Here is an 11,051-nt window from a genome sequence, read left to right as displayed (position 1 = left end):
CGTTTTTCTTTTCTGGAGCGACGATCCCATGGCCACCATCCCGATCACCAAGCGCGGTGCGGAAAAACTGAAGGAAGAACTGCACCGCCTGAAGACGGTGGACCGTCCCTGGGTGATCACCGCGATCGCCGATGCGCGGGCGCAGGGCGACCTGAGCGAGAACGCCGAATACGAAGCTGCCAAGGACCGCCAGGGCTTCATCGAAGGCCGCATCCAGGAAGTCGAAGGCAAGCTGTCGGCTGCACAGATCATCGACCCGGCCGCGCTCGACGCCGGCGGCAAGGTGGTCTTCGGCGCCACGGTCGACCTGGAGGACGAGGACTCCGGCGACGCGGTCACCTACCAGATCGTCGGCGAGGACGAAGCCGACCTGAAGCAGGGCCGCATCAACGTATCCAGCCCGATCGCCCGCGCGCTGATCGGCAAGGAAGAGGGCGATAGCGCCGAAGTGCAGGCGCCGGGCGGCATCCGCCGCTACGAGATCGTCGGCGTCCGCTACATCTGATCGCCGTCACGGATTTCCTGCCATGCAGCAGCGTATCTCCGTCCTGGCCGCGGCCCTTTGGTGGGGCAGCCTGAGCGCGGTCGGCTTCTTCGTCGTGCCGATGCTGTTCGCGTACCTGCAGCCGGCGGCGGTGGCGGGCACGATGGCGGCCCGGCTGTTCACCGGACAGACCTGGATCTCGGTCGCCTGCGGCATGCTGCTGCTGATCGTTTCACGGCCAAAAGACCCGGAAGCGCCCGTCCCGCCTGCGCATGCAGCTATCGTTTTCGTAGTGGCGGGCCTGCTGCTCGCGCTGCTGGCCGAATTCGCCGTCGCGCCGCGGATCGTCGCGCGCGAGAACCTCAAGCTCTGGCATGCGGTCGGCAGCGGCATGTACCTGCTGCAATGGCTGTGCGCCGGCATCTGCCTGTGGCGCTGCGCTGCGCCGCGCCGCGCCGGGAGCTGACGCGATGCCGACCGACGCCACCACTGCTTCGACCTTCGACCCGTCGCGCCTGTCGGTCGCGCCGATGCTCGACTGGACCGACCGCCACTGCCGCTACTTCCACCGGCTGCTGTCGCGCCGCGCCCGGCTCTACACCGAGATGGTGACCACCGGCGCGCTGCTGCACGGCGACGTGGCGCGGCACCTCGACTTCGACGCGGCCGAACACCCGGTCGCGCTGCAGCTCGGCGGCAGCGAGCCGGCGGCGCTCGCGCAGGCCGCACGGCTCGGCGCGCAGTGGGGCTACGACGAGATCAACCTGAACTGCGGCTGCCCGTCCGACCGGGTGCAGCGCGGTGCCTTCGGCGCCTGCCTGATGGCGGAGCCGGCGCTGGTCGCCGACGGGGTGAAGGCGATGGTCGATGCGGTCGACATCCCGGTCACGGTCAAGCACCGCATCGGCATCGACAAGGTCGAGAGCTACGACTTCGTGCGCGATTTCGTCGGAACCGTGGCCGCGGCCGGCTGCAGCACCTTCATCGTGCATGCCCGCAACGCCTGGCTGCAGGGCCTGAGCCCGAAGGAGAACCGCGACATCCCACCGCTACGCTACGAACTGGTGCACCGGCTGAAGTGCGAATTTCCGTCGCTGTCGATCGCGATCAACGGCGGCATTGCGACCCGCGAGCAGATCGCCGCACAGCTGGCGCATGTCGATGGGGTGATGGTCGGCCGCGAGGCGTACCACAACCCCTGGAGCCTGTCGGAGTGGGATGCCGCCTTCTTCGGCGACGCACCCTGTGCACGGACGCGGGAAGAGGTCGAGGCGCTGATGGTCGACTACATGGAACGCGAGGCCGCGGCCCACGGCACCGGCTGGTACGCGATCGCGCGGCACATGCTCGGCCTGCGCCACGGCCTGCCGGGTGCGCGCCGCTGGCGGCAGGTCTGGAGCGACCACCGGCTGAAGCACCGGCCGGCCCGCGAGGTGCTGGCGCTGGCGCACGCGCACGACCGTCGCGACGAGGCCGCAACCGCTTCCGATTCCGTGGCCGCAGGCGTGGCCTGAGCCCGCGCGCGTCTCAGGCCGGTACCGCCGCCCGCGGAGGCCGGTAGGTCTTCGGAATGCCGGCCGCGGCGACGCCGCTGCGCAAGGTCTCTTCCGGCAGGGCTTCGGCCAGCAGCGCACGGGCGGCCAGCAACTGCGGCAGGTCGATGCCGGTGGCGTAGCCCATGCCGTGCAGCATGAAGACGAGGTCCTCCGTCACCACGTTGCCCGAGGCGCCCGGCGCGAACGGGCAGCCGCCCAGTCCCGCCAGGCAGCTGTCGAAGCTGCGGATGCCCTCGTCCAGTCCTGCCAGCACGTTGGCGAGGCCCAGTCCCATCGTGTCGTGCAGGTGCAGCTTGCGCAGCCGCGTCCCGACGGCGTCCTGCGTGGCGCGCACCGCCGCGCGGATGCCGGCCGGGTGCGCGTAGCCGACGGTGTCGGCCAGCGCGATCTCGTCCACGCCGGTGTCGGCCAGTGCCCGCGCGACGGCGGCGACCCGCACCGTGGACACCTCGCCTTCCATCGAGCAGCCGAAGGCCGTGGCGACCGCCGCGTCGATCCGCATCGGCCGCGATTGCGCCCGGACCCAGTCGACGATGTCCGCCACCATCGCGACCTGCGCGTCGGTGCCCTTGTTGACGTTGGCGCGGCTGTGCGTGTCGCTGGCCGAAATCGGGATCGCCAGCACGTGGGCGCCGGCCTCGTGCGCGGCGATCGCGCCCTTCAGGTTGGCGGCCAGCGCGCAGACCGTCAGGCCGTCGATCCGCAGCGCGCCGCGCACCACGTCGGCAGTGTCGGCCATCTGCGGCACGAGGCGCGGCGACACGAAGCTGCCGACCTCGATCTCGCGCAGGCCGGCGGCCGCGAGCTGGTGGATCCAGGCCAGCCGCGTCGCCGGCGGCAGGGTGCGGCGGGCCATCTGCAGGCCGTCGCGCGGCCCGACCTCGCAGACGGTGACGGTGCGGTCGGAGGCGGGAGCGTACTGCATGGCCGGCCTCATTCCACCTTGATGCCCGCCTGGGCGATGATGTCCCGCGACTTGGCGATGTCGGTGCGGATCAGGCCGGCGAAGTCGTCGGGCGACACCGGCTGCGGCTCCAGCCCCTGCGCCAGCAGCGCGCTGCGCACGTCGGGCATCTGCAGGATGCGGTTCAGGTCGGTGTTGAGCCGCGCGACGACCGGTGCGGGCGTGCCGGCAGGCGCCATCACGCCGTAGTACGAGACCACGCTGAAATCCTTGTAGCCCGACTCCGCCACGGTCGGCACGTCCGGCAGGGCGGGGTTGCGCTTCGGCGAGGTGACAGCCAGGGCGCGCACCTTGCCGGCCTTCATCAGCGATGCCGCCGACGAGATCGACGAGCCCGCGAACTGCAGGTGACCGCCCATCAGGTCGGCCAGCGCCGGCGCGGAGCCCTTGTACGGGATGTGCTGCATCCTGAAGCCGGCCGCGTGCTGCAGCATTTCCATCGCGATGTGCACGCCGCCGCCGGTGCCGGAGGTCCCGTAGCTGATCCTGTTCGGCTCCGCCTTGGCGGCCTTGATGATGTCGGCCAGCGTCCGGTAGGGCGAGCCGTCCGGCACGATCAGCACCATCGGCGTGGTCGCCACCAGCGCGACCGGCTGCAGGTCCTTCACCGGGTCGTAGGCGACCTTCATCAGCAGCGGGATCAGCGAGACGTTGTCGGTCTGGGCGATCACCAGGTCGTAGCCGGTGGGATGCGACCGGGCCGCCTCGGCCAGGCCGAGCGCGGTGCCGGCGCCGGGGCGGTTCTCGGGCACCAGCGTCCAGCCGTTGACCTCTGCGAGCTTGGTGCTCATCAGCCGGCCGATGAAATCGGTGCCGCCGCCGGGGGTGGACGGGATGATCATCCGGATCGGCTTGGCCGGCCAGGCGGCCGCCTGCGCCGCGGCGGCGAGCGGCAGGCCGCCGGCCACGGCAAGCGCGGCGGCGGCGAGGATGTGTCGGCGGATGGGCATGGCGTGTCTCCTTCGTTGTAGTGAGCCGGTGAGCAGGTCAGCAGCGGGGCGGCATGGGGCTACACCGCGACCACCCGGGCCGCGATGAGTCCTGCGATCTGCGCCTCGGTCAGCCCCAGGTCTTCCAAGATGCTGCGGGTCTGGGCGCCGGTCGGCTGCGGGTCCAGCCGCTTGCCGGCCTTCAGTCCGTCGAACTCGATCGGCAGGGCCGCGGTCGCGATCTGCTCGCCGCCGGGCATGGTGGTCGGGATCAGTGCGCCGCCGGCGTTCAGGTGCGGATCGGCGACCAGGTCGTGCGGCTGGCGGATCGGACCGTAGGACAGGCCGGATGCTTCCAGCGCGGCGCACAGGTCCGCGGTCTTCCAGGTCCGCAGCACCTCGGCTACCGCCGGGACCAGCCAGGGGCGGGCGGCCTCGCGGTCGATCGCGCTGTGCAGACGGGCGTCGTCCTTCCAGGGCGGCGGCAGGAAGTCGCGGCAGAAGGTCTGCCAGTTGGCGTCGCTCACCACCGCCACGAAGACGCGGCCGCCGTCCGCCGTGTCGAAGATGTCGTACACGCCCCAGGGCGGCGTGCGCTTGTCGCCCATCGGCACCGGCGCGGCGCCGCTCAGCTGCTGCTGGGCGATGAACTGCGCCACCAGCAGCAGGTTGTTCTCGAACAGGCCCGCCCGCACGTGCCGGCCGCGGCCGGTGCGCTGGCGGTCGTGCAGCGCGGCCAGGGCGCCCACCACGCCGAAGGTGCCGCCCAGGATGTCGTTGACCGACGGCGCCACCCGCTGCGGAGCGCCGGTCGCGCCGTTGATGTGGGCCATGCCGCCCATCATCTGCACCACCTCGTCGAGGGCGGTGCGCTGCTTGTAGGGGCCTGACAGGAAGCCCTTGAGCGAGATGTAGATCAGCCCCGGGTTCTCGGCCGCGAGCGTGTCGTAGTCCAGGCCGTACTGCGCCAGGCTGTCGTCGCGGAAGTTCTCGATCAGCATGTCGCAGCCGAGCGCCAGCCGGCGCACCAGCGCCTGGCCGTCGGCCGATTTCAGGTCCACCGCCAGGCTCTGCTTGTTGCGGCTGAACACCGGGAAGTAGCCGATGCCGGTGCCCTTGAGCCGCCGGGTACGGTCGCCGTCGAGCGGCTCGACCTTGATCACCTCGGCGCCCAGGTCGGCCAGCACCAGCCCGCCGGCGGGGCCCATGATCATGTGCGACAGCTCCAGCACCCGGATGCCGCGCAGCGGCAGTTGGTCGGCGGGCAGGTACGGGGTCGGGGCGTCAGGCTGCTGATCGGTCATCGCGCCATGATCACCGCCGCCCATCGATCGCGACAGTGATCGCTCGGCACCGCCGCTTTCGCGATCGGAGACGTTCGGGAAAACCCGCCGCTCAGGGCGCCGCCGCCGGCGCACCGGCCGCGGCGTTGTCCGCGTCCGCCGGTGCGCTGGCGCGCAGGTGGGCTACGAAAGCCCGCGCCGCCGGCGGCAGCGCGTCGAGGTCGCGCACCGCGACGAAGGTGCGCGGCCGCGCCCATCCGTCGGCGAGCGGCACGAAGCGCAGGCCGAGCGCGCTTTCCTTGGCGGCCTGCAGGTAGAGCGGCGCCACGCCGACACCCAGACCGCGGGCCACCAGGGTGCAGACCGTCTCGAACGACCCGACGCGGGCCCGCACGGTGCGGGTGGTGCGCGCCTCGTGCGCCGCGTCGTCGAAAACGCGGCTGATGCCGCTGTCGCGGCCGAGCTCGACCTGGTCGTGGGCGAGCAGCTCGGCATACGCCAGATGCGGCCGTGCCGCCAGCGGATGCGCGGCCGGCAGCACCGCCGCGAGCGCGTAGCGGCGGTACGGGAACATCTGCAGCCCGTCGTGGCTCGCGAACTCCGAGGCGACACCGACGTCGGCCAGCCCGTCGCGCACGCTGCGGTAGACCGCCGGCGTGGTGCGCTCCTCGACGTCGATGGCGATCTGCGGCTGCAGGCCCCGGAAGCGCAGGATGTCCGAGGCCAGTTCGCCCGACAGCGCGGTCACGCTCGCCGCGAGGCGGATCAGGCCGCGCAAGCCGTCCACGTAGCCCGCCATTTCGCGCTGCATCCGGTCCATGCCCTGCAGCAGCTGGCGCGCATGCTGGGCCAGTGCGTCGCCGGCAGGTGTCGGGTGCACACCCTTCACGCCGCGCTCCAGCAGCGTGACCCGCAGGTCGTCCTCCAGGTCGGACAGCCGCTTGCTGATCGCCGACGGGACGATGCTCTCGCGCGCCGCGGCCCGCGCGATGCTGCCTTCCTCCAGCGTGGCCAGGAAAAGGCGCAGGGAGACCGGATCGATGTCGCGCATGCCGAGGCTCCCTACATGCCCGGCGCGTACGGGGCGAAGCCGCGCAGGTTCTCGTCGATCTGCAGGGTGCGGCCCATCGGCGGAAAGGCGCGCTGCGCGCAGTCGGCCCGGTCGCAGACCTTGCAGCCGGCGCCGATGCGGGTGGCGGCATCGGGGTCGATCAGGTTCACGCCCTTGGCATAGACCAGCCGGTCGGCATACCGCGCGTCGCAGCCAAGGGCGACGGCGAACATGCGCTTCGGTGTGCCGTAGCCGCCGCGGCGGTGCTCGACGGTGCGCGCGATCCACAGGTAAGTGCGACCGTCGGGCATGCGCGAGAGCTGCGTCAGGATCGCCCCCGGCCGCGAGAACGCCTCGTACACGTTCCACAGCGGGCAGCTGCCGCCATGACGGGAGAAGTGGAAGTCCGCGGTGGACTGCCGCTTGGAAATGTTGCCTGCCCGGTCCACCCGCACGAAGAAGAACAGAATGCCGCGACCCGGCGCATGGTGCATCGTCGACAGCCGGTGGCCGATGGTCTCGAAGCCGACGCCGAAGCGGTCGCTCAGCAGTTCGATGTCGTAGCGCAGCGCCTCGGCCGATTCCTGGAAGCGGCGGTTGGGCAGCACCAGCGCGCCGGCGAAATGGTTGGCGAAGCCCAACCGCGCCAGACTGCGGGCCTGCGTGGTGGCGAAGGATTCGGCTGTGGTGAAGGCGTCGATCCGGTCGCCCATCTCCAGGAAGGCGAGTTGCACGCCGAGCTGGAACGCCTGCTGCCCGGGCGCCATGTCGGCGGCGAGCAGCAGCGTTCGGCTGCCGGCGTCGTAGTTGCGCAGCGCCGCGTCGGCGGTGCGGCCGGCGGCATGCGTGCGGACATGGATGCCGTGGCGCGCCTCCAGCCGCGCCTGCAGCTGCTGCGCGAGCACTGCCGCGTGCGGCGCATCGGCCGGCAGGTCGGGCAGCAGTTCGGCATGCAGTTCTTCCGCCAGCCCGTCGAGCACCGCCAAGTGATGGTGACGCGCGTAGAAGAACTCGCGCACCTCTTCCTGCGGCTGCAGCCGGGCGGTGCGACCTGCGTCCTCGCGGTCGGTGTCCGCGCCTTCGACGATGGAGGCGAGCCGTTCCTCCGCCGCGCGGCTGCGCTTGTGCAGGTCCAGCAGCAGCCGGGCCACCGACGGCAGCTGGTTCGCCACCACCTTCGCCTCGGCCAGCGGTACTCCGTCGGCCTGCGGGCCGCCGGAGAAGACCGGCTGCAGGGCGCTCAGGCGCCTAGCGTTCTCATCGTCGGAGAACAGCTGCAGGTCGATGCCGTGCGAGGCCTGCAGCCGCAGCAGCACTGGCACGGTGAGCGGCCGCTGGTCGTTCTCGATCTGGTTGAGGTAGCTCGGCGATATCTGCAGCGAGGCGGCCAAGGCCGCCTGTGTCAGGCCCTGCTGCTCACGCAGCGTCTTCAGCCGCACGCCCATGTAGGCCTTAGTCATCTTCGCAAACCTCGCAAATTTGCAAGGCTGGAAGGGGGTCGGACTGTCGATACACCATTGAAAACCGCGGGGACATTTGCGAAGATTGCGAGGTTACTACGAAGGCGCGAAGCGATCCACCATGACCCAGACACCCGATCTCGAATCCTGGAAGAAAGCCGCGGCCAAGTCTGCGCCGGGCGGCGACGTGGATGCGCTCAACTGGGTCACGCCGGACGGGATCGTCGTCAAGCCGCTCTACACCGCCCAGGACCTGGAAGGCCTGCCGAACACCGACACGCTCCCCGGCTTCGAGCCGTTCCTGCGGGGGCCGCAGGCGACGATGTATGCGGTGCGGCCCTGGACGATCCGGCAGTACGCGGGCTTCTCCACCGCCGAGGAATCGAATGCCTTCTACCGCAAGGCGCTGGCGGCCGGCGGGCAGGGCGTGTCGGTGGCGTTCGACCTGGCGACGCACCGCGGCTACGACAGCGACCACCCGCGGGTGACCGGGGACGTCGGCAAGGCGGGCGTGGCGATCGACTCGGTCGAGGACATGAAGATCCTGTTCGACCAGATCCCGCTCGACAAGGTGAGCGTGTCCATGACGATGAACGGCGCGGTGCTGCCGGTCCTGGCCGGCTACGTGGTGGCGGCGGAGGAGCAGGGCGTGGCGCAGGCCCAGCTGAGCGGGACCATCCAGAACGACATCCTCAAGGAGTTCATGGTCCGCAACACGTACATCTACCCGCCGCAGCCGAGCATCCGGATCATCGGGGACATCATCGAGTACACGGCGCAGCACATGCCGAAGTTCAACTCGATCAGCATCTCCGGCTACCACATGCAGGAAGCGGGTGCCAACCAGGCGCTGGAGCTCGCCTTCACGCTGGCCGACGGCAAGGAGTACGTGAAGACCGCGCTCGCCAAGGGCCTCGACGTGGACGGCTTCGCCGGCCGGCTGAGCTTCTTCTGGGCGATCGGCATGAACTTCTACCTGGAGGTCGCCAAGATGCGCGCGGCGCGTCTGCTCTGGTGCCGGATCATGAAGGAGTTCGGGCCGAAGAACCCCAAGAGCCTGATGCTGCGCACCCACTGCCAGACCTCCGGCTGGTCGCTCACCGAGCAGGACCCGTACAACAACGTGGTGCGCACCACGATCGAGGCGATGGCCGCGGTCTTCGGCGGCACCCAGAGCCTGCACACCAACGCGCTCGACGAGGCGATCGCGCTGCCGACCGAGTTCTCGGCTCGCATCGCCCGCAACACCCAGCTGATCATCCAGGAAGAGACCCACATCACCAGCGTGATCGACCCCTGGGCCGGCAGCTACATGATGGAGAAGCTGACCCAGGATATGGCCGACAAGGCCTGGGAGATCATCGAGGAGGTCGAGGCGATGGGCGGCATGACCAAGGCCGTGGACAGCGGCTGGGCCAAGCTGAAGATCGAGGCCGCCGCCGCCGAGAAGCAGGCCCGCATCGACTCCGGCCAGGACGTGATCGTCGGCGTCAACAAGTACAAGCTCGCCGCCGAGGACGCGATCGACAGCCTGTCGATCGACAACGTGAAGGTGCGCGACGGCCAGATCGCGCGGCTGAAGAAGATTCGCGAAACGCGCGACGCGACAAGCGTGCAGGCTGCGCTCGACGCACTGACCGCGGCGGCCGCAAGCGGGCAGGGCAACCTGCTGGCGCTGAGCATCGACGCGATCCGGCTGCGCGCCACCGTAGGCGAGGTGTCCGACGCGCTGGAAAAAGTCTTCGGCCGCCACCGCGCCGACACGCAGAAGGTGACGGGCGTCTATGCCTCCGCCTACGACTCCGCCGAGGGCTGGGACAAGCTGAAGGAAGAGATCGCCGCCTTCGCCGAAGAAGAGGGCCGCCGCCCGCGGGTGATGATCGCCAAGCTCGGCCAGGACGGCCACGACCGCGGCGCCAAGGTGGTCGCCACCGCCTTCGCCGACCTGGGCTTCGACGTGGACATGGGCCCGCTGTTCCAGACCGCCGAGGAATGCGCCCGCCAGGCGATCGAGAACGACGTGCACGCCGTCGGCGTCAGCACGCTCGCTGCCGGCCACAAGACGCTGGTGCCGGCGATCATCCAGTCGCTGAAGGACCAGGGCGCCGACGACATCATCGTGTTCGTCGGCGGCGTGATCCCGCGAGTGGACTACGACTTCCTGTACGACGCCGGAGTGAAGGGCATTTACGGCCCCGGCACGCCGATCCCGGCCAGCGCGAAGGACGTGCTGGAGCAGATCCGCAAGGCCGTGGCCGCGTGAAGCCACCCGTGTCGGCCGACGCCGTTACCGGCGCCGAAGGCCCGCAGCGCCGCCGCGCGATCGCCAAGGCGATCACGCTGCTCGAATCGACCCGCGCCGACCACCGCGCGCAGGCCGATGCGCTGCTGACCGCGCTGCTGCCGTACACCGGCCGCTCGTTCCGGCTCGGCATCAGCGGTGTGCCGGGCGTCGGCAAATCCACCTTCATCGAGGCGCTCGGGCTGCACCTGATCGCTCAGGGCCACCGGGTGGCGGTGCTCACCATCGACCCGTCGTCCACCGTGTCCGGCGGCTCGATCCTGGGCGACAAGACGCGGATGGAGCAGCTCTCGGTGCACGAGAGCGCCTACATCCGCCCCAGCCCCTCGTCCGGCACGCTCGGCGGCGTGGCCGAGAAAACGCGCGAGGCGATGCTGGTCTGCGAAGCCGCCGGCTACGACATCGTGATCGTCGAGACGGTCGGCGTCGGCCAGAGCGAGACGGCGGTCGCCGGCATGACCGACATGTTCGTGCTGATGCAGCTGCCCAACGCCGGCGACGACCTGCAGGCGATCAAGAAGGGCGTGATGGAGATCGCCGACCTGGTGGTGATCAACAAGGCCGACATCGACGCCGATGCCGCGATGCGGGCGCAGGCGCAGATCACCTCCTCGCTGCGGCTGCTGGGCATGCACGCCGGGGCGTCCGACGCCGGGCCGGGCACCGCCTGGCAGCCGCGGGTGGTGCAGCTGAGCGCGCTGCTCGGCCGCGGCGTCGATACGTTCTGGGACACGGTCTCGGAATTCCGCCGCCAGCAGGACGCCAGCGGCCGGCTGTCGCACCGCCGGCAGCGGCAGTCGCTCGCCTGGATGTGGGAGCGCATCGACGCCGGGCTGAAGGAAGCGTTCCGCCGCCATCCGCAGGTCCGGGCGCTGCTGCCGCAATTGGCCGCGGAGGTGCGGGCCGGCACGCTGGCGGCCTCGACTGCGGCAAGAAATCTGCTCTCTGCGCAGGCGGGGCCTGCGCAAGGTGCTATCGATTAAATAGTAAACGACCCCCGACGATCCACGACGGACATTCAC

At 70.3% G+C, this 11,051-nt stretch carries 10 protein-coding genes; 5 read left to right on the top strand and 5 right to left on the bottom strand.

Annotation, left to right across the window (positions count from 1 at the left end):
- Positions 1-28: 28 nt before the first annotated feature.
- The 3 genes from greA to dusA are packed head-to-tail and all read left to right on the top strand — an operon-like array spanning position 29 to position 1,998.
- Complete coding sequence (gene greA, locus QZ500_RS03355; protein WP_295850805.1) at positions 29-505, top strand: transcription elongation factor GreA; 477 nt, start codon at positions 29-31, stop codon at positions 503-505.
- A gap of 22 nt (positions 506-527) precedes the next feature.
- Positions 528-950 (top strand): DUF4149 domain-containing protein, encoded by a 423-nt coding sequence (locus tag QZ500_RS03350; RefSeq protein WP_295850803.1) that lies wholly within the window; start codon positions 528-530, stop codon positions 948-950.
- Between the two features lie 4 nt (positions 951-954).
- Positions 955-1,998, top strand: a complete 1,044-nt coding sequence (gene dusA / locus QZ500_RS03345; protein ID WP_295850800.1) for a tRNA dihydrouridine(20/20a) synthase DusA — start codon at positions 955-957, stop codon at positions 1,996-1,998.
- 13 nt (positions 1,999-2,011) lie between these two features.
- Here the strand turns inward: dusA and QZ500_RS03340 are convergent, their stop codons facing one another.
- The 5 genes from QZ500_RS03340 to QZ500_RS03320 all read right to left on the bottom strand — a co-directional run bounded on the left by QZ500_RS03340 (position 2,012) and on the right by QZ500_RS03320 (position 7,727).
- Positions 2,012-2,965: a hydroxymethylglutaryl-CoA lyase gene (locus QZ500_RS03340; RefSeq protein WP_295850798.1), complete on the bottom strand. Its 954-nt coding sequence runs from the start codon at positions 2,963-2,965 to the stop codon at positions 2,012-2,014.
- A gap of 8 nt (positions 2,966-2,973) precedes the next feature.
- Positions 2,974-3,954, bottom strand: a complete 981-nt coding sequence (locus QZ500_RS03335) for a tripartite tricarboxylate transporter substrate binding protein (protein ID WP_295850796.1) — start codon at positions 3,952-3,954, stop codon at positions 2,974-2,976.
- 59 nt (positions 3,955-4,013) lie between these two features.
- Positions 4,014-5,237 carry a CaiB/BaiF CoA-transferase family protein gene (locus tag QZ500_RS03330; RefSeq protein WP_295850793.1) on the bottom strand — a complete coding sequence of 408 codons (1,224 nt, stop codon included), beginning with the start codon at positions 5,235-5,237 and terminating at the stop codon, positions 4,014-4,016.
- A 91-nt stretch (positions 5,238-5,328) separates the two neighbouring features.
- Positions 5,329-6,267 carry a LysR family transcriptional regulator gene (locus tag QZ500_RS03325; protein ID WP_295850791.1) on the bottom strand — a complete coding sequence of 313 codons (939 nt, stop codon included), beginning with the start codon at positions 6,265-6,267 and terminating at the stop codon, positions 5,329-5,331.
- 11 nt (positions 6,268-6,278) lie between these two features.
- Positions 6,279-7,727, bottom strand: a complete 1,449-nt coding sequence (locus QZ500_RS03320) for a short-chain fatty acyl-CoA regulator family protein (RefSeq protein ID WP_295850789.1) — start codon at positions 7,725-7,727, stop codon at positions 6,279-6,281.
- A 121-nt stretch (positions 7,728-7,848) separates the two neighbouring features.
- On the opposite strand from QZ500_RS03320, the gene scpA reads away from it, so the two are divergent.
- Both scpA and meaB read left to right on the top strand, forming a co-directional pair.
- A complete protein-coding gene (scpA, locus tag QZ500_RS03315; RefSeq protein ID WP_295850787.1) occupies positions 7,849-9,990 on the top strand; it encodes a methylmalonyl-CoA mutase in 2,142 nt (713 codons plus the stop codon).
- The gene (gene meaB / locus QZ500_RS03310; protein WP_295850784.1) at positions 9,987-11,012 is read left to right on the top strand and encodes a methylmalonyl Co-A mutase-associated GTPase MeaB; all 1,026 of its coding nucleotides are present in this window, start codon (positions 9,987-9,989) and stop codon (positions 11,010-11,012) included. The genes scpA and meaB overlap by 4 nt, the downstream gene beginning before the upstream one ends.
- The last annotated feature ends 39 nt before the right edge of the window (positions 11,013-11,051 follow it).

It is taken from the genome of uncultured Xylophilus sp., from assembly GCA_913776965.1.
GTDB lineage: Bacteria > Pseudomonadota > Gammaproteobacteria > Burkholderiales > Burkholderiaceae_C > Xylophilus.
Note: the sequence above shows the minus strand (reverse complement) of the source record. Positions and strands in the feature narration are given on the sequence as shown.